This is a genomic window from Rhizobium sp. USDA 4016, from assembly GCF_056279705.1.
Genome location: NZ_JBWCCY010000002.1, coordinates 618,536 through 635,945, shown reverse-complemented (window position 1 = coordinate 635,945; position 17,410 = coordinate 618,536). Strand labels below are relative to the sequence as shown.

At 59.3% G+C, this 17,410-nt stretch carries 17 protein-coding genes and 2 pseudogenes; 13 read left to right on the top strand and 6 right to left on the bottom strand.

The window, feature by feature from the left end:
* The first annotated feature begins 61 nt into the window (after positions 1 to 61).
* The 9 genes from ACZ9DP_RS03985 (at position 62) to dhaL (ending at position 9,851) form a co-directional block, all read left to right on the top strand.
* Positions 62 to 889: a phosphogluconate dehydrogenase C-terminal domain-containing protein gene (locus tag ACZ9DP_RS03985; RefSeq protein ID WP_476200366.1), complete on the top strand. Its 828-nt coding sequence runs from the start codon at positions 62 to 64 to the stop codon at positions 887 to 889.
* 82 nt (positions 890 to 971) lie between these two features.
* Positions 972 to 1,913 carry a D-ribose ABC transporter substrate-binding protein gene (locus ACZ9DP_RS03980; protein WP_074072624.1) on the top strand — a complete coding sequence of 314 codons (942 nt, stop codon included), beginning with the start codon at positions 972 to 974 and terminating at the stop codon, positions 1,911 to 1,913.
* A 75-nt stretch (positions 1,914 to 1,988) separates the two neighbouring features.
* Positions 1,989 to 2,633 (top strand): DUF2291 family protein, encoded by a 645-nt coding sequence (locus ACZ9DP_RS03975; protein ID WP_476200364.1) that lies wholly within the window; start codon positions 1,989 to 1,991, stop codon positions 2,631 to 2,633.
* Positions 2,630 to 4,180, top strand: coding sequence for a sugar ABC transporter ATP-binding protein (locus ACZ9DP_RS03970; RefSeq protein WP_283072950.1), 1,551 nt, complete (start codon positions 2,630 to 2,632; stop codon positions 4,178 to 4,180). The genes ACZ9DP_RS03975 and ACZ9DP_RS03970 overlap by 4 nt, the downstream gene beginning before the upstream one ends.
* A complete protein-coding gene (locus tag ACZ9DP_RS03965) occupies positions 4,177 to 5,241 on the top strand; it encodes an ABC transporter permease (RefSeq protein ID WP_074072626.1) in 1,065 nt (354 codons plus the stop codon). Before ACZ9DP_RS03970 ends, ACZ9DP_RS03965 begins: the two co-directional genes overlap by 4 nt.
* Position 5,242: 1 nt before the next feature.
* The gene (locus tag ACZ9DP_RS03960; RefSeq protein ID WP_476200363.1) at positions 5,243 to 6,277 is read left to right on the top strand and encodes a Gfo/Idh/MocA family protein; all 1,035 of its coding nucleotides are present in this window, start codon (positions 5,243 to 5,245) and stop codon (positions 6,275 to 6,277) included.
* Entirely contained in the window at positions 6,274 to 8,139 is a 1,866-nt protein-coding gene (gene apnL, locus ACZ9DP_RS03955; protein ID WP_476200361.1) for a D-apionate lactonase, read from the top strand. Before ACZ9DP_RS03960 ends, apnL begins: the two co-directional genes overlap by 4 nt.
* Before the next feature lie 56 nt (positions 8,140 to 8,195).
* The gene (locus ACZ9DP_RS03950) at positions 8,196 to 9,200 is read left to right on the top strand and encodes a dihydroxyacetone kinase subunit DhaK (protein ID WP_476200360.1); all 1,005 of its coding nucleotides are present in this window, start codon (positions 8,196 to 8,198) and stop codon (positions 9,198 to 9,200) included.
* Between the two features lie 3 nt (positions 9,201 to 9,203).
* Positions 9,204 to 9,851, top strand: coding sequence for a dihydroxyacetone kinase subunit DhaL (gene dhaL, locus ACZ9DP_RS03945; protein WP_476200359.1), 648 nt, complete (start codon positions 9,204 to 9,206; stop codon positions 9,849 to 9,851).
* A gap of 4 nt (positions 9,852 to 9,855) precedes the next feature.
* On the opposite strand, the gene ACZ9DP_RS03940 is transcribed toward dhaL, so the two are convergent.
* The 4 genes from ACZ9DP_RS03940 to ACZ9DP_RS03925 all read right to left on the bottom strand — a co-directional run bounded on the left by ACZ9DP_RS03940 (position 9,856) and on the right by ACZ9DP_RS03925 (position 13,631).
* Positions 9,856 to 9,981: an ATP-binding protein gene (locus tag ACZ9DP_RS03940; protein ID WP_372416907.1), complete on the bottom strand. Its 126-nt coding sequence runs from the start codon at positions 9,979 to 9,981 to the stop codon at positions 9,856 to 9,858.
* 355 nt (positions 9,982 to 10,336) lie between these two features.
* A complete protein-coding gene (locus tag ACZ9DP_RS03935; RefSeq protein WP_074072631.1) occupies positions 10,337 to 11,455 on the bottom strand; it encodes a site-2 protease family protein in 1,119 nt (372 codons plus the stop codon).
* Positions 11,456 to 11,458: 3 nt separating this feature from the next.
* Entirely contained in the window at positions 11,459 to 12,244 is a 786-nt protein-coding gene (locus tag ACZ9DP_RS03930; RefSeq protein WP_194730581.1) for a slipin family protein, read from the bottom strand.
* A gap of 28 nt (positions 12,245 to 12,272) precedes the next feature.
* Entirely contained in the window at positions 12,273 to 13,631 is a 1,359-nt protein-coding gene (locus tag ACZ9DP_RS03925; protein ID WP_476200358.1) for an NfeD family protein, read from the bottom strand.
* 207 nt (positions 13,632 to 13,838) lie between these two features.
* Between ACZ9DP_RS03925 and ACZ9DP_RS03920 the strand changes: the two genes are divergently transcribed.
* Entirely contained in the window at positions 13,839 to 13,967 is a 129-nt protein-coding gene (locus ACZ9DP_RS03920; protein ID WP_476200356.1) for a hypothetical protein, read from the top strand.
* 470 nt (positions 13,968 to 14,437) lie between these two features.
* Positions 14,438 to 14,566, top strand: coding sequence for a hypothetical protein (locus ACZ9DP_RS03915; protein ID WP_476200355.1), 129 nt, complete (start codon positions 14,438 to 14,440; stop codon positions 14,564 to 14,566).
* An 11-nt stretch (positions 14,567 to 14,577) separates the two neighbouring features.
* Here ACZ9DP_RS03915 and ACZ9DP_RS03910 read toward each other — a convergent pair whose 3' ends face one another.
* Positions 14,578 to 14,784 carry a hypothetical protein gene (locus tag ACZ9DP_RS03910; RefSeq protein WP_372430890.1) on the bottom strand — a complete coding sequence of 69 codons (207 nt, stop codon included), beginning with the start codon at positions 14,782 to 14,784 and terminating at the stop codon, positions 14,578 to 14,580.
* A 376-nt stretch (positions 14,785 to 15,160) separates the two neighbouring features.
* Between ACZ9DP_RS03910 and ACZ9DP_RS03905 the strand changes: the two are divergent.
* Together ACZ9DP_RS03905 and ACZ9DP_RS03900 are read left to right on the top strand one after the other, a co-directional pair.
* Positions 15,161 to 15,510, top strand: a pseudogene (locus ACZ9DP_RS03905) (antitoxin Xre/MbcA/ParS toxin-binding domain-containing protein).
* Between the two features lie 9 nt (positions 15,511 to 15,519).
* A pseudogene (locus tag ACZ9DP_RS03900) lies at positions 15,520 to 15,617 on the top strand (RES family NAD+ phosphorylase); the annotation flags it as partial.
* 335 nt (positions 15,618 to 15,952) lie between these two features.
* On the opposite strand, the gene ACZ9DP_RS03895 reads toward ACZ9DP_RS03900, so the two are convergent.
* Positions 15,953 to 17,236, bottom strand: a complete 1,284-nt coding sequence (locus ACZ9DP_RS03895) for an ABC transporter substrate-binding protein (protein WP_476200353.1) — start codon at positions 17,234 to 17,236, stop codon at positions 15,953 to 15,955.
* Positions 17,237 to 17,410: the final 174 nt, after the last annotated feature.

Here is a 17,410-nt window from a genome sequence, read left to right as displayed (position 1 = left end):
TGGTGATTGACTCATTATACCAGTATATGATCCTATCGGACTGAGAAAAGGTGAGGGAAATATGACTAGAATTGCCCTATTCGGCGCAGGCGGAAAAATGGGATATCGGCTTGCCAAGAACCTCAAGGGTTCGCGTTTCGACGTGCGCCATGTCGAGGTTAGCGACGCCGGTAAAGTCCGACTGAAGAATGACCTCAACCTCGAATGCATGCCGGTCGATGCCGCCCTTGATGGCGCGGAAGTGGTCATCCTTGCCGTGCCGGACACGGCGATCGGAAAACTCGCGGCAGGCATCGTCGACAAGCTCAAGCCCGCCACCATGGTCGTGGCCCTGGACGCTGCGGCTCCCTTTGCCGGTCATCTGCCAAAGCGCGACGATCTCACCTATTTTGTCACCCATCCCTGCCATCCGCCAATCTTCAATGACGAGACGGAGATGCAGGCGAAGAAGGACCATTTCGGGGGGTTGTTCGCCAAGCAACACATTGTTTCGGCGCTGATGCAAGGACCAGAAAGCGCATACGCGCTCGGCGAGGAGATCGCCAAGGTCATCTGGGCGCCCGTCATGCGCTCGCACCGGGTTACGGTCGACCAACTTGCAATGCTCGAACCTGGCTTGTCCGAAACCGTCTGCGCATCGCTCCTCGTCGTCATGCGACAGGCCATGGACGAATGCGTCGCGCGCGGCGTGCCTGAGGAAGCGGCCCGCGACTTCCTGCTCGGCCATATGAACGTGCTCGGCGCGGTCATCTTCAAGGAAGTTGACGGCGTCTTTTCGGATGCCTGCAACAAGGCGATCGAGTTCGGCATCCCTGCGCTGATGCGCGAAGATTGGAAGAAGGTATTCGAACCACAGGAGATCGCCGAAAGCATCCGGCGTATCACCTGAACTGGCCTGGGGAGGCAACGCCTCCCTTCAACCGCCCCAAGGGAGACGGGGCGCTATTTACATTCACACCCGGGAGGAGAAAATGAGACTAACACGTAAATTGACAATTGCGGCCTTCGCCGGCGCAATGGCGCTCGCAACGGCCATTCCGGCATATTCGGCCGACCTTATCGCCATCATCACGCCGGCCCATGACAATCCCTTCTTCAAGGCCGAAGCCGTCGGTGCCGAGGCCAAGGCGAAGGAACTTGGCTACGAAGCCCTCGTCATGACGCATGACGATGACGCCAACAAGCAGTCCGAAATGATCGACACCGCAATCGGAAGGGGCGCCAAGGCCATCATCCTCGATAATGCCGGCGCAGACGCCTCTGTCGCGGCCGTCAAGAAGGCCAAGGATGCGGGCATCCCCTCTTTCCTGATCGACCGCGAAATCAATGCGACGGGGGTCGCCGTTGCCCAGATCGTTTCCAACAACTACCAGGGTGCCCAGCTTGGCGCGCAGGAGTTCGTCAAGTTGATGGGTGAAAAGGGCAATTATGTCGAGCTAGTGGGCAAGGAGTCCGACACCAATGCCGGCATCCGCTCCCAGGGATACCATGACGTTATCGACGACTATCCGGACCTGAAACTGGTCGCCAAGCAGTCGGCGAACTGGAGCCAGACGGAAGCCTATTCGAAGATGGAGACAATCCTCCAGGCCAATCCCGACATCAAGGGCGTGATTTCGGGCAACGACACGATGGCCATGGGCGCGATCGCAGCCCTCCAGGCTGCCGGTCGCAAGGACGTGATCGTCGTCGGCTTTGACGGTTCCAACGATGTCCGCGACTCCATCAAATCCGGCGGCATCAAGGCGACCGTCCTGCAGCCGGCCTATGCCCAGGCGCAATTGGCCGTCGAACAGGCAGACGCCTACATCAAGAACAAGACGACACCCAAAGAAGAAAAGCAGCTCATGGACTGCGTTCTCGTTAACGCCGACAATGCTGACAAGCTCGAGACCTTCGCGCTCACGAACTAACCGCAGCCGTGTCTTGCAGAGGGCGCAGCACTGCGCCCTCTGCAGTGCATATTGTATGACGTCGAGGTTCATTGCATGTTGAGAATGAAGGGCGCTCTGCTCGCTGCTGTCGTGGCGGCGGCCTTGCCCGGTTGCAAGATCATCAAGACACCGACCGCAGAGGAAAAGGCGGCGGCAGCGGCCAAGACCGCCTTCGACCCGAATGCAAAGGTCGAGGCAATCTGGCAGCCCCAGGTCGTACCCTATTTCGAGAAGCGCGCAGGCGAACTGAAAGAAGTCTTGCAGCTGGCCACCTCCAGCCCAGACCAGGCGGGAGAGAGATATGGCAACCCGCGCAAGCAGAGCAGCTCGCCGTGGACCTATGCGGTGAAATTCACCGGCAAGGTCATTGCCGCCGACACGGCATCGCGTGCAGCAACGCTCGATGTCGACGCCGATGGCGACGGAAAAGCCGATGCAAAGGTCCAGATCGGGCCGGCTCTGCGCGGCACGGCGTTGCGCGACACGCTCGACTTCGTCAATTTCAACGAATTCAAGAACCAGATCGAGTGGGCGCAGTTTGGCAAGGCGTTCAACGAGAAGGCCAATACCGCCTTCCTGTCCGCTATCTTCCGCGACGGCCTAGCCGGCAAAACAGTGACCGTCATCGGGGCCTTCCCTGTGCCAAACAGCGGACAGCTTCCACTTGTTACGCCTTGCCAACTGACGGTGGCATCATGACGGCGATCGCCACACCGAAGGACGACATTATCCTGCGCCTCGACGACGTGTCGAAGGTCTATTCCGGCATCGTCGCGGTCAAGCGCGCCAATCTCGAGCTGCACCGAGGTGCCGTTAACGTCCTGGTCGGCGAAAACGGCGCGGGCAAATCGACGCTCATGAAGATTATCGCCGGGGTCGAGCGCCCGACACTCGGCCGCATCATCCTGGATGGTGAGCCGGTCTCGTTCGCCAGCCCGGCCGATGCGCAAGCCTACGGAATCGGCATGATCTTTCAAGAGCTCAATCTCTTCGCCAACATGTCGGTCGCGGAGAACATCTTCGCCACTCGCGAGATCACACGCGGCCTGTTCGGCATCGACCACAAGGCACAGGCCGCGAAAGCCAATGAATTTCTGAAGCGTCTGGATGCCGGAATCGAGGCCGAAGCGATGGTCGAGGATCTGCCGATTGGCCAGCAGCAGCTCGTCGAAATCGCCAAGGCGATGTCGCTGAATGCGCGCATCCTGATCATGGACGAACCAACCTCTGCCCTCTCGGCCGCCGAAGTCGAAGTCCTCTTTAAGGTGATTGCGGAGTTGAAGGCTCAGGGGGTGGCGATCGTCTACATTTCACACCGGCTTGAAGAGCTGATGCGCATCGGCGATTACATCACTGTGCTGCGCGACGGCCAGATTACCGGCCAGGCGATGGTTCGCGATATCGATACACGCTGGATCGTGCGCTCCATGATCGGCTCTGATGCTAAGGATTTCGCAAAGTCGGCAGATCACGCCGTCGGAGACGAGGTCTTCCGTGCCGAAAACATCAGCCTGCCGCGACCGACGGGCGGGCTTGCGGTCGACAATGTCTCGCTTTCCGTCAAAGCGGGCGAAATTCTCGGCATCTATGGTCTCATGGGCGCCGGGCGCAGCGAATTCTTCGAATGCGTGATCGGACGTCACCTGCACTCGACGGGCAAGATCTTCATCGAAGGCAAGGAAGTACGCGCCCGCGATACCACCAGGCGTATCCGCCGCGGGCTTGCGCTCATTCCGGAAGACCGGCAGCGGGAGGGACTGGTCCAGGTGCTCTCCATCGCCTCCAACCTGACCTTGGCAAGCCTTGGTCGCTTTACCCGCCTCTTCCATATCGACAGCGGCGCCGAGAAGAACGCCATTCGCGATGCGATCCGGGACCTCTCGATCAAGGCGCCCAACCCGGATTTCGAAGTGACCTCGATGTCGGGCGGCAACCAGCAGAAGGTGGTCATCGGCAAGGCGCTGATGACAAACCCAAAAGTGCTTTTGATGGACGAGCCAAGCCGCGGCATCGATGTAGGCGCCAAGGCCGATGTCTTCCGCACCATGCGCCGGCTGGCGGCAAACGGGCTCGCCATTCTGTTTTCGACTTCTGACCTCGAAGAGGTCATGGCGCTTTCCGATCGCATCGCGGTCTTGAGCAACGGCCAACTGGTGGCCGTTTTCGATCGCAGCGAGGCAAAGGAAGAAGCCATCGTCCAGGCTTCAGCCAAGGGACATGGACATCAAGGGAAACACGCGTCATGACGGCCGCTACTTCATCCACCTCATCGCCGGCGAGCGCGAACGGCTCTTTCCTCCTGACGCTGATGAAGCTCAGAACCTTCATCGCGCTCTTCGCCGTCATCGTCTTCTTCGCGATCTTCGCACCGAACTTCACCTCGACTGCGAACATGATCCTGATGTCAAAACACGTCGCGCTCAATGCCTTTCTGGCGATGGGCATGACGTTCGTCATCATCACCGGCGGCATCGACCTGTCGGTCGGATCGATCGTCGGGCTTTGCGGCATGGTCGCCGGCGGTTTGATCCTTTACGGCATCGAGCTGCCAATCGGCTACACCATCTATTTCAACCTGTTCGAGATCGTTTTGATCACGCTCTCGATTGGCCTGATTATCGGGCTGATCAACGGGCTGCTCATTACGAAGCTCAACGTTGCCCCGTTCATTGCGACGCTCGGCACCCTGTATATCGCCCGCGGTCTCGCGCTGCTTTCCTCAGACGGCCAGACCTTTCCGAACCTTGTCGGCCGGCCTGAATATGCCACGACCGGCTTCGACTTCTTTGGCGCAGGTCGGGTGCTCGGCTTGCCGGTATCGATCTGGATCCTCATCGCGCTCGCCTTGCTTGCAGCTTATGTCGCGCGCTCGACGCCGATCGGCCGTCATATCTTCGCCGTCGGTGGCAACGAGCGCGCAGCGCGCATGTCGGGGATCCGCGTCGATCTCGTGAAGATCTTCGTTTATATGTTCTCCGGCCTTTGCGCGGCCATCGTCGGCGTCATCATCTCATCGGAACTTATGGCCTCGCACCCGGCGACGGGTGAGAGCTTCGAACTCAACGCGATCGCTGCGGCGGTTCTTGGCGGAACATCGATGTCGGGCGGCCGCGGGACGATCGGCGGAACGATTATTGGCGCCTTCGTCATAGGCATCCTGTCGGACGGGCTGGTGATGATGGGCGTCTCGTCCTTCTGGCAGATGGTCATCAAGGGACTGGTGATTATCATTGCCGTGGTTGTCGATCAGGCCCAGCGTCGACTGCAGCAACGCGTTACTCTCATGCAGATGGCAAAGGCGGGTTGAAATGACCGAATTGAAAGGTGCATTGATCGGCTGCGGCTTTTTCGCGATCAACCAGATGCACGCATGGAACGATGTCGAAGGCGCCAGGATCGTCGCGATCTGTGACCGCGATCCGGCAAGGTTGAGGGTCGTCGGAGATCAGTTCGGCATCGATCGTCGCTATAGCGATGCCGAAGCACTGTTTGCAGACGGCGGTTTCGATTTCGTCGATATTGCCACGACGGTAGAGAGCCACCGCGCCCTGGTGGAAATGGCGGCCCGGCACAAGGTGCCGGCCATCTGCCAGAAGCCGTTTGCCAAGACGCTGTCGGATGCAAAGATCATGGTCGAGACGTGCCGCAATGCCGGCGTGGCGCTGATGGTGCACGAGAATTTCCGCTGGCAGACGCCGATCCAGGCGGTTCGAAAGGCGCTGGAGGCGGGCGCAATCGGCACACCCTTCTGGGGACGTTTCTCCTTCCGTTCCGGCTATGACGTCTTCTCGGGACAGCCGTATCTGGTAGGAGGTGAGCGGTTCATCATCGAGGACCTCGGCATCCATGCACTCGACATTGCGCGCTACATCCTCGGCGACGTCTCGGCAGTCACGGCCCGCACGAAGCGGATCAACCCCAAGATCAAGGGCGAGGACGTCGCGACTATCCTGCTTGACCACAAAAACGGCGCCACATCGGTCGTCGACGTCAGCTATGCCACGAAACTTTCGACCGAACCGTTCCCCGAGACGTTGGTCGAGCTTGATGGATCCGAGGGCACGATCCGGCTCACCCAAGGTTACGGCCTCAAAGTGACCAACGCGCAGGGCACCACCACCACGAACGTGTCTCCGAAGCTGCTGCCATGGGCGTCACGGCCCTGGCATAACATTCAGGAGAGCGTGTACGCGATCCAGCAGCACTGGGTCGACCAGTTGAAGCGCGGCATGGAACACTCGACCTCCGGCGCCGACAATCTGAGGACATTCGCACTCGTGGAGGCAGCCTATGAAAGCGCGGCGAAGGGTCAGACGATCGATGTCGGAGCGATGCTGCAATGACGGTCGATCCATTTCTGCTCTACGGCACCCGCCTCGTCGAACCGAAGCCGGTCCGACTGCGTGCCGGAAAACTGGAGGCCGATCTTGCCAATGGCAGCCTCCGCACCATTACCTATGACGGAAGCGAGGTGCTGAGAGCAATCTCCTACCTTGTGCGCGACCGGGACTGGGGCACCTTGAGCCCGGAGATCTCCGACCTCAAGATCAGCCAGAAGGACGATCGTTTCGAGGTCGGCTACCGGGCTCGGTGCGACGGACCGCAGAACACGACGCTCGTCATCGACGTTCGCATCGTTGGAAGCACCGACCGGCTCGACTTCGAGGCCGAAGCTGTCTCGGAAACAGGCTTCGAGACCAACCGCTGCGGCTTCTGTATCCTGCATCCGATCGTTGGAATAGCCGGAACGCGGGCTGCCGTCGAGCACGTCGACGGCAGGATCGTCGCGACAAGGTTTCCTGATTTGATCGAACCGTGGCAACCGTTCAAGGAGATGCGCGCCATCAGCCATGACGTCATGCCTGCCGTCAAGGCCGAATGCAGGATGGAGGGCGACAGCTTTGAAATGGAAGACCAGAGAAACTGGTCGGATGCCTCATTCAAGACTTACGTCAGACCACTCGCCCTTCCGTGGCCTTATGCAATTCCAAATAATCAGCCCGTCCGGCAGAAAGCATCGCTCATCATCAGGGATGGCCGCCGCGGCCAACGCACCTCGGCTGCGGCCTTCGGCAAAACTATAAAACTCAACCTCGGAGCGCGGACCGGTACGATGCCGGCAATCGGTCTAATCATTACGCCCGAGGAAGCTGATGCGACGCTGTCGTCAAAGACGATACTATCGGAAATCGCTCCCCAGGAACTCCTCTTCCATTTCGATCCCGGTTCTGGACATGGCGTCGAAGCGCTCAACCGGTTCGCCGCAATCGCCGCCATTCACCGCGGACGCTCGACGCTGGAGATCGCACTTCCCTGCAAGCAATCCCCAGCATTCGAGGCGGCCGAGGTTGCCCGACAGATGCAGTCGGCGGAATTCAAACCGGATGCGATCATGATCTCGCCATCGGTCGACCGGCAATCAACACCGCCCGGCAGCAAATGGCCCGACTGCCCACCCCTTGAAGAGGTCTACGCGGGAGCCCGCTCGGCCTTTTCGGGCATTCGCATCGGCGGCGGCATGCTGAGCTATTTTACTGAACTCAACCGCAAACAGGTACCGGACGGACCCCTTGACTTCATCAGCCACTGCACCAACCCCATCGTGCATGCGGCCGACGATCTCAGCGTCATGCAGACATTGGAGGCCCTGCCTTTCATCACACGCTCCGTGCGTGCCATCTACGGCCGGAAGCCCTACCGGATCGGCCCGTCGACCATCGCGATGCGACAGAACCCCTATGGCAGCCGCACGATGGATAATCCGTCGGGTGCACGCATCCCCATGGCCAACCGCGACCCGCGGCATAACGGACGTTTCGCGGAGGCCTTTGCCCTTGGTTACGTCATCCGAGTGCTGGATGCCGATCTCGAATGCCTGACGCTATCGGCGTTGACCGGTCCGTTTGGTTTGATCGCCGGTCCGACTGAACCGATCGAGGAAGGTGGCCGGCGCCCGCTGTTCAATACGGTGCGGACGCTGTCTGCATTGGCTGGTTCATCCTGGCAGGAGTGCCTGTCCTCCTCCCCCTCCGAGGTCCTGGCATTTGTCGTTAACGGCACCAGAGCGGCAAGGCTTCACATTGTCAACCTGACGGGCAGCGAACAAACCATCGATCGTGGCGCGTGCACGAAAGTGTCAGGAGATGCGAGCGCAATCCTTCAACTTGCCCCGCTCGCGACAGCGGTCTTGCCACTTGCGGATTGACCTTCAGCGTCGCAACTGCATCTATGACATCGTGCCTCGATCAGGGGAGGATCGGCGTGAAGACCAAGAAGCTTATCAATTCCGGTGCAAACGTCGTCGATGAGATGCTGCAAGGTGTCCTGGCGGCTCATCCGGACCATCTTTATGCGGCCGAGGACATGCCACGGGCGATCATTGCCAAAAACGGGCCTCGCAAAGGCAAGGTCGGGGTGGTCATCGGCGGCGGATCCGGGCACGAACCGACATTCCTCGGTTTTGTCGGCAAAGGGCTCGCAGACGCTGCTGCTGTAGGCAATGTATTCGCATCGCCGCCGCCCGATCCCATTATCGCGTGTGCCAAAGCCGTCGACGGCGGTGCCGGTGTTCTTTTCATGTATGGCAATTATGCCGGCGACGTCATGAACTTCGATATGGCCGCCGAAATGCTTGCCCTGGACGACATAGAAGTGCGGACCGTTCTGACAACGGACGACGTTGCCTCGGCCCCTTCGGATCAAATGCACAAGCGACGCGGCGTGGCGGGCAACGTTTTCATATTCAAGGCCGCTGGTGCGGCATGCGATCTTCTGTATTCCCTCGACGACGTCGAGCGCGCCGCGCGGCACGCCAATTCGCGGACCTACACGATGGGCGTCGCGCTCTCGCCGTGCTCGCTGCCTCAGACGCTCAGACCGAACTTCCTGATCGGCGAAGACGAGATGGAGATCGGGATGGGAATTCACGGAGAGCCCGGCGTGGCTCGCGGGCCGCTGAAAACGGCCGACGAGGTGACCGACGAACTCATGGACAGCATTCTTCGGGAGATGAATGCCAGTCCCGGCGATCGTGTCGCAGTCCTGGTCAACTCTTTGGGTTCGACGCCGATGATGGAACTCTACATCATGATGCGTCGCGTGAAGTCCCGGCTTGATGATACCGGACTTGTCATCCACACGTCACTCGTCGGAAATTACTGCACGTCGCTTGAGATGGCCGGCGCGTCGATCACCGTCATGCACCTCGATGGGGAGCTTCAGCGCTTGATCGACCATCCCTGCGATTGCGCCATGTTTACGAGGTGACCAATGGCGATCACAACCAGGGACCTGCAGCACCTGTTTGCGCGCATCGCCGAGGAGATGGCGAAGAACCGCGACCGTCTTTGCGAGTTGGACGGTGTCATCGGCGATGGGGACCATGGCCTCGCGATGGACGCTGGTTGCCAGGCAGTCGCGAAGGCCGTTGGCGAACTCGACTCCACCCAGACTGCGCCGACGCCTGTGTTCAACACCGCCGCCAAGGCATTTTTGAACGCGGTCGGCGCTTCCTCGGGGCCCTTGTATGCCACGGCATTCATGCGCGCCGGAACTGCCGCGAAGGAAAAGCAGATATTGAGCGACGACGACTTCCTATCTGTTGTCGCGGCGATGGTTCAAGGCATCCATGAGCGCGGCAAGGCAGAGCTCGGCGAGAAAACAATGATGGACGCCTGGGGGCCGGCGGCAAACGCTGCGCTGGATGCCCGGCGTCGGGGAGCTTCCCTTTCCCAATGCTTGGTGGCGGCCGTTCAAGCGGCGCGCGACGGCTGTGAGGCGACGAGCGGCATGATCGCGGGCAAGGGTCGCGCAGCCCGGCTGGGTGATCGGGCAGTGGGACACGTCGATCCGGGCGCGGCGTCGGCCGTCATCATGATTGAAGCGATGGCGCGGTTCGCATCTACGCGTGATGGTTAGCTCATCATTGCTCGGGATGCTCGAGATCCTGACCGAAAAGGCGAAGATGCCACTCATCCGGCATCAGCCGAACGGCCGGCAATGCCCCTTCCATCTCTTTCGCTCGCGTCGGCTTGCCGGAGCCCGGCAACCCCAACCATCAGATGAAGCGTCGCCCGCTCGCAGTCGGCTCGGAGGACATTACTCTGACAAATAAAGCGGATGACCACTCTGGCACGTCGGGGCAGTTCTCGAGGCGGCGAAAAAGGATGCCGGACAACGACGCCCGAAGACGAATTCGACAGACCCGCCCCAGACCCGCCCATGGTTGTTCGCGTACGGCTCGCCATCGCCGGCCGTCCCAATCGCGTCGAGGAGGCGCGCCGTTCATCGAGAAGCTCCGGCGGCAACGTGGCGCTCGCCGACGCGATGTCAGGGCTGCCTCACGATCAAAGCCGGCACATGACATTGGGATTGGCCGGACTGCGCGTCTTCTTGCGCGGGACCTACAAGGACTTGGATCTGCGCAGGCGGCCGAAGCGGAAACCGTCGGCTACGGCTGCACGAACCATCATCATTTCTCCGATCGTTTCATGCGTCAGAAGACCGATGAGATGATCGGCACCGTCCACGACCGCGATCGCCGGCACATTTCCCTGTTGCATCAAACGCAAGCTATCTTCGAGGCTTTTGCGATGATGGATTCTCGGAATGTCGGTACGCATCGCGCTTGCAACCGGCGTGTCCGGACCTTTGTCCTTCAAGGCGCGTATCATGTCGTCGCGCGTCAGCAGCCCTTCAAAGCGGCCGGCGGAATCGGTTACCGGAAATTCGCGCTGGGTTGTCGCAAGCAGCATCTCGATCGCCTCGTCGATACTTGCCGAGCGTTCAAGTTCTACGAATTTAGTGACCATCACGTCGCTGATGAGAACTCTGCTGGAGAGCTCGCGGATCTGTGCATTCTGCGCTTCAGCCGTTGCTGCGAGGTAAACGAAGATGCCGATGAAAATCAGCAGTGGATTGTAAAGAAGGCCGACGAAACCAAAAACAAAGGCTAGGCCTTGGCCGATCGTAGCGGCTATCTGCGTCGCGCGTGACCAGGTGAAGCGCGATGCGAGGGCAGCCCGCAGCACCCGTCCTCCATCCATCGGGAAGGCGGGGATCATGTTGAAAAGTACGAGGAAGATATTGACGCCGGCAAGCCTAGCCAGGAAACCGCCCCCAGGATCCTCGACATCGGCCATCTGCTCGATGCCCGCTGACGCGCCGATGGCAAGAATGATCAGCGCCGCAATCGCGACGTTGACGAGCGGGCCGGCGATGGCAATCAGCAGCTCCTGATGAGGCACCTCGGGCATGCGTTCAAGACGGGCGACGCCGCCGATCGGTAGCAGTGTGATATCAGGCGTCTTGATCCCGAAGTAGCGCGCAACGGCAATGTGACCGAACTCGTGCAGCACGACGCAGACGAAGACGGCGATGATGAAGGCGATGCCGCCCCAGGCCGCCTGCATGCCTCCGATCCGGTAATGCGTCATCCAAATCCAGACGAGCAGCAGCGCAAAGGTAATGTGAACCCGTACGGCCGTGCCGGCGATCGTACCCATCTTGAAGGACCAACCCATCGATCATCCCCTTGAGCTTTGCGAAGCTTGGGCCGATTTTAACGGCATCAGATTGCCGAGCTCCATCGGAAAAGGAAATATGATCGTCGAGGTCTTCTCGCCAGCGATCACGTTTAGCGTACTTAGATAGCGAAGCTGCATGGCCTCCGGCTGCCTGGCGAGGATTTCGGCGGCTTCAAGCAGCTTTGCTGCAGCCTGCTGCTCACCTTCGGCATTGATGACCTTGGCGCGCCGTTCGCGTTCGGCCTCCGCCTGCCGGGCGATCGCACGGACCATGGATTCATTGATGTCCACATGCTTGATCTCGACATTGGCGACCTTGATGCCCCATGCGTCGGTCTGGGCATCCAGGATTTCCTGAATGTCGCTGTTGAGCTTGTCGCGTTCGGCCAGCATCTCGTCAAGATCATGCTTGCCGAGGACCGAACGCAGCGTTGTTTGAGCGAGCTGGCTCGTTGCCGCCATGAAATCCTCGACCTGGATCGTCGATCTTTCCGGATCGATGACCCTGAAATAAATGACAGCGCTGACGCGGACAGAGACATTGTCATGTGAGATAACGTCCTGACCGGGCACATCGAGCACCCGCGTGCGCAAGTCCACCCGGATCATTTGCTGGACATAGGGGATCAACAGGATCAAGCCGGGGCCTTTGACGCCGGTGAAGCGGCCGAGCGTGAACACGACGCCGCGCTCATATTCGCGCAGGATTTTGATCGCCGATGCGATCACGAGCAGCAAAACGAGGATGACCACAAGATAAAATGCGAGTTCTGCAAAAATGCCCATGACGCTTCCTCCTGCTTTCTGAAAGCCGCTAAGTCTCCTGCGCCCGGCGGACGACGTCTAAAGTCAGCCCGTTTCGACCGGTCACCCTAACGCTATCGCCGGCGACGAGCGGTTCGCTGGAGGTTGCCCTCCAGCGTTCGCCATGCGCGATGACATATCCCGAGGCGCCCTTCCAACTGTCGACTTTGCCCGAAATACCGATCATCTGCTCGGTGCCGGTGCCGACGTTGCGCCGATGCGAAACGATTGCGAGCCGGGCAACGATGAGACTGAAAGCGAAACAGGCAATGGCGATGCCGGCCAGTACGGACGAGGAGACTTCGAGCTCGGGGAGATCCGTGTCGAACAGAAGAGCCGCGCCGAGCACCAGTGCAATCCCGCCGCTGATGCCGAGGGCACCAAAAGAGGGCGCGTGCGCCTCGGCCACTGTCAAGCCGGCACCAAGGGCGAGCAATCCAACGCCGGCGTAGCTGACCGGCAGCAATGCCAGGGCATAGAGTCCAAGCAGCAGGCAGATACTGCCGATTGTACCGGGCATCAATGTTCCCGGGGCAAGAAATTCGAAGATCAGCCCGTATATGCCAACCACCATGAGGATAAGGGCAATGTTCGGATCGGTAATCACGGAAAGCAGACGCGTTCGCCAATCCGGTTCGAGTACGTGAACAGCAAGCCCGGCGGTTTGGAGCGGGATATCCCTTTGGCCGACCCGCACCATGCGCCCTTGAGCCTGCCTCAGGAGATCCTCGATGGTGGCTGCGGTATAGTCGATGACATGCTCTCGTGCGGCGGCGGCTGATGAAAGGCTTGCAGCTTCGCGCACGGCGCGCTCTGCCCAGTCGGCATTGCGATTGCGCAGTTCGGCAAGTCCGCGAATATAGGCGACAGCATCGTTGACGGCTTTCGCTTCACTGGCATTACGTGGTGACTGCGGCTGCCTGCCCGGCTCCTTCGGTTCATCCTTGCCCGGTTCCGTGTCGCCATCGAAAGGGCTTCCACCAAGCGAAATCGGTGTCGCTGCGCCCAGATTGGTGCCCGGGGCCATGGCTGCAATGTGGCTGGCGTAGAGAATATAAGTACCGGCACTGGCAGCACGTGCGCCACTCGGTGCCACAAAACTTGCCACAGGCACTGGCGAGGCGATGATCGCGCGGATGATGTCCCGCATCGAAGTGTCGAGGCCGCCCGGCGTGTCGATCTGCAGGACGACCAGGCTCGCACTGATTTCATCGGCATGTTGAAGACCGCGTTTCACATAGTCAGCCATCGCTGGTCCGACAGCACCGTTCAACTTCAGCACGATGGCAACGCGCTCTGCTGCAGACGCAGAAGCTGTGGAAGCGAACGGCGAAATCAGGATCAACGACAAGGCGAGTATCGACGACATTCGCCGCCAAATCCCTAAGCGCCTTGGCCTCTTCCATAGGATATTCATATTCGAGAATATATGGCGCGGCGGCCAAATGGTAAGGCGAACCTCTTTTCCGCCACGCACGAAGCTAACGACGGGTCCTAGGCTCCGTTCGTCTTTGATCGCTTTACGCTGAGAAGACCACCCGTCGAATACAACGATCGGCTCAAGGGCATTGTCTGGGTGAGGCCGACGCCGATTGCCGAAATCGAATCTCGGGCATGGACGCATGATGGGACGCTACGGCAACCGCCATCAAGGGACTGCGCGAGATGCAGGAAACGCCGCATCATCCAACGGGCGGCGCGTTGAAGCCATACGCCTCGCGCACATTAGGTTCCCATATTTGGGCGTTCATGCAACCTTTCTAAAGCATTAAATATGGCGTCAAACAACGCCCAACAGTAGGGAGCGCGAATAATTGAGCGAGTTCGAGTGTACGCGTGGCAACAGTGCGTTGCGGACCTTATCGAGCAAAATTTGTTACCTGATCATTGCCGTCATTTTGCTGGCCTTGTGGGGAGGGACGGCTAAAAGGCACGAGGCGCATCAGTCGGCAGTTGCTGAGATTAACGGTCAACGGAACTAGGGGCGGAAGGATCGTTCTTTCCGGTCGAGTTCAGGGATGAGCTCACCACGCCGCTTCTCGAAACTTGCGTGCTTCGGATCGAGAAGAAGATCATTGCTGAGTTGCCGCAGGTCTCATCCGTTTTCGTACGGCCGCAAGCACCGCTCGATCTCAGGCAGGAACCGCCTTTGGATTTCTTCAAGAATGAGCCTTGATGGACATTATGCTCGTCGATGAAGTTCACGACGGCAGCGATTTGTACGAGGCTGCCGTCAAAGAAGCCACCAAGACCGTGGCTGAACATAATGCCTGCAGTCCAGGGAAAGCTTTGGCCGGCTTTTGAACCGGCCATCATCATGCGGCTAGCAGGATAGCAGCCATCGCGACCGCGGAGATGACGCCGACAAGATTTAGGCCCAGCGAGACGACCTCGCTTATTCGCTGCTTATCGTGCTGGCCAAGTCCATCGCCTGTACCCATGACGGCCACAGCGCCCGCAACGATCCAACATATCAACGTCAGCGAGCCGAGAAGGAGTGCCAAATTCGTCGGGTCATTCATTCGAACATCCTCATTTGGTGCTTACCCAACCGCATCAGCATCCAATTGTTCCGGCCCTCAAAGAAAGAGTCACCGGCGGAGCACTGGCCTCGCGAGTTGCCTTGAATGCCGCGCCATCTCGCGCTGCACGATGCCGACGGCTTGATGGTCGCTCGCAGCAGCGCATCGGCCAGCAGAGCTTGAAGCTCTGCTAAGGACCGGGGTCGGGATTGCGGCAAGCCGCGGTTGGGCGGCGCAAGGGCCCGCCCGGCGAGCCGATTTGCGACCGGCTCCCCTTCCCTTCCGTCTTCCCTGGTTCCATTTTCGGACTAAATGACGCTGTTTCTGACGCCATATATCGTCAGTGCGTTTGGCGCTCTGGAGCGGAGGTCATAAAATGGGTCTCGCCCAATATGTGGATACGGGTTGTTTGCACCGCGCAAGATCGCGGACGCTTTCCTCACGACCAGAGAGGAGATCGCCCGCACGGCCGGACTCGGCAAGGACGCAACCCAGCGCAAGGACCGTATCCGCTCCGTCAAGACGCAGCGGCGTCTGCGCCAGATGATCGAGGTCGTCAACAAGGTCGAGCCGCGTTTCGGCTCGGCTCTGATGGCCTATGCCTGGTACCGCTCCGAGCCTCTGGCCGGCTTTTCGGGCCAGACTGCCATGCAGCTGGTGCGAGACGGCCATTCGGATAAGGTCCTCGACTATATTGACGCGGTTGACGCCGGCATACATGCATAGTTCCAGCCGATGCGATATAAGCTCTACCGGGCGCTGAATCCGATCTATGCTCGCCAGCCACGCTCGGGTCGGGGAGCCGGCCTCATGGCGGCCGGTTCGAAGCGAGGTTGACCGTTGAGGTCCGGGAAAACGATCTGGAACGACTGCAGAAACAGACAAAACAGCAGGGTCACGATCGTCGCCGAACGCTGCCTCTTCTTAGGAGGAACTTCGTTTCCTGATTGAGGAGGCTGCGCTTCTGCACCTCTTTGGGCAATTGCTCGAAGAGCGTCGTGAACAGCATGATGAACAGCGAAAGGCCGAACGCAGTCCTTAGAAGGATCATCGCCAAAAAACTGTCGAGTATTCGCACAGCCTGCACCGACCGTTTGCGCGCTGCTATCCACGGCCTTCGGTCAAGGCCGTGGATGGTTGGCATTCTGCCGAGATTAAGTGTGGCCAGCTATTTGGCAGCGATTGCCTGGTTGGTCTTGTCGACATCGGCGCTCATCGCCGCATAGGTTTCGTCGAGCGAGAGTTCGCCGACGATCAACTGGCTCATTCTCTGGACGATCAACTGGTAGATCGCTGAGGATCCCTTCATGCGCTCCATGTCGCGCGCTGCCTGCGGCACGTTCTTGCGGCTCGCCAGGAAGACGGCCATCGCATCCTTGGCATTGTTGCTCGCGAGCTTGTACTGCGGGTCCTTGATGTCGGCGCCTGTCAGAATGACGTAATTCTCGGCGACCTCACGCTGGATTTTTTCGGAACCCAGAAACTCGATGAAGGCGGCGACGGCCTCCGGATACTTGGTGCGCTTGAAGCCAACAACCGCGGTGCCGCCCGGCATGGCGTAGCAGCCGGCATCGCCGCACGGCGCGCTGATCGCGGTCCAATCGAAAGCATCGCCAATCTTCTGCTGGAACGGGTTCACCATCCAGTTGCCGGCAAGATAGGTCACGACGTTACCGTTGACGAATTCGTCGCCCATGTTCTTGTACTGGGATCCGCCGGCCGCTCCCCACATTTCCTTCGGGAAGGAACCGTCCTGTGTCCAGCTGTAAAGATCCGCAATGTAACGCTTGGCGGCATCGTCCGGAAACGAGAACTTGCCGTCCTTGACGTAGGTCGCTCCATACGAGAATGCGGCGCCGGAAAAGCGATGCCCCGATCGATCCATCGTGAAGGGAATTTGGGCACCTGTGGCCTTGGCAACACGCGCGGACGCTTCCACGATTTCCTTCAACGTGGCGTCGGACTTCGGAAGCGGTTCGCCTGCCTGTTCGAAAAGCGTTTTGTTTACAAACGGCAGATTGAATGTCTGCGACGCGACATATCCGTTGATCGACTGCGGATCATTGACGCCCAGGAAGCGAAGAATGTTGAGACTGTCGCCATGCAGCTTGGCGAAACCTTCGGGGTCTTTCATGTAAGGACGCATGTCGAGGTAATATGGCGCAAGCTGCCAGTCGGAAATCTTGGCGACATCCGGCCCCTCGCCGACGGCAAGCTGCACAGGCAGTTGCTTGGAAACGGCGTCATAACCGGACGACACAAAGTTGACCTTGACGTCGGGATGTGCGGCCTCGAATTCCTTGCTGAGTGCTTCCATTCGCTCGACGTAAGCCTGGTCGTCGTCGGTGAACAGGAAAGTAATCGTCTTGGTTTCCGCCATGGCCATGCTGGACCACGCGAATGAACCGGCCGTCAGAGCGAGCGCGAATGCTGCCGAAAGAGAGTGCTTCATTTTCATCCTCCCATGAAAATATTTTCATAAATCGCGATTGAGATCGTCGATAAACGAATTTCATATACTTGACATTCCTGCCGTCAAGCTATTTTCTGCGGCAGTTGCGCGGATATTTGAGCAAAACTCGAAAAGAACTCGCACAAAACCGGAAATGAAAAAATTTTCACTCGA

Bases quoted from the DNA above. Each gene is read 5' to 3' on its own strand.
- ACZ9DP_RS03985 (WP_476200366.1), top strand. From the start codon at position 62: ATGACTAGAATTGCCCTATTCGGCGCAGGCGGAAAAATGGGATATCGG.
- ACZ9DP_RS03980 (WP_074072624.1), top strand. From the start codon at position 972: ATGAGACTAACACGTAAATTGACAATTGCGGCCTTCGCCGGCGCAATG.
- ACZ9DP_RS03975 (WP_476200364.1), top strand. From the start codon at position 1,989: ATGTTGAGAATGAAGGGCGCTCTGCTCGCTGCTGTCGTGGCGGCGGCC.
- ACZ9DP_RS03970 (WP_283072950.1), top strand. From the start codon at position 2,630: ATGACGGCGATCGCCACACCGAAGGACGACATTATCCTGCGCCTCGAC.
- ACZ9DP_RS03965 (WP_074072626.1), top strand. From the start codon at position 4,177: ATGACGGCCGCTACTTCATCCACCTCATCGCCGGCGAGCGCGAACGGC.
- ACZ9DP_RS03960 (WP_476200363.1), top strand. From the start codon at position 5,243: ATGACCGAATTGAAAGGTGCATTGATCGGCTGCGGCTTTTTCGCGATC.
- apnL (WP_476200361.1), top strand. From the start codon at position 6,274: ATGACGGTCGATCCATTTCTGCTCTACGGCACCCGCCTCGTCGAACCG.
- dhaL (WP_476200359.1), top strand. From the start codon at position 9,204: ATGGCGATCACAACCAGGGACCTGCAGCACCTGTTTGCGCGCATCGCC.
- ACZ9DP_RS03935 (WP_074072631.1), bottom strand. From the start codon at position 11,455: ATGGGTTGGTCCTTCAAGATGGGTACGATCGCCGGCACGGCCGTACGG.
- ACZ9DP_RS03930 (WP_194730581.1), bottom strand. From the start codon at position 12,244: ATGGGCATTTTTGCAGAACTCGCATTTTATCTTGTGGTCATCCTCGTT.
- ACZ9DP_RS03925 (WP_476200358.1), bottom strand. From the start codon at position 13,631: ATGTCGTCGATACTCGCCTTGTCGTTGATCCTGATTTCGCCGTTCGCT.
- ACZ9DP_RS03915 (WP_476200355.1), top strand. From the start codon at position 14,438: ATGGACATTATGCTCGTCGATGAAGTTCACGACGGCAGCGATTTGTAC.
- ACZ9DP_RS03910 (WP_372430890.1), bottom strand. From the start codon at position 14,784: ATGAATGACCCGACGAATTTGGCACTCCTTCTCGGCTCGCTGACGTTG.
- ACZ9DP_RS03895 (WP_476200353.1), bottom strand. From the start codon at position 17,236: ATGAAGCACTCTCTTTCGGCAGCATTCGCGCTCGCTCTGACGGCCGGT.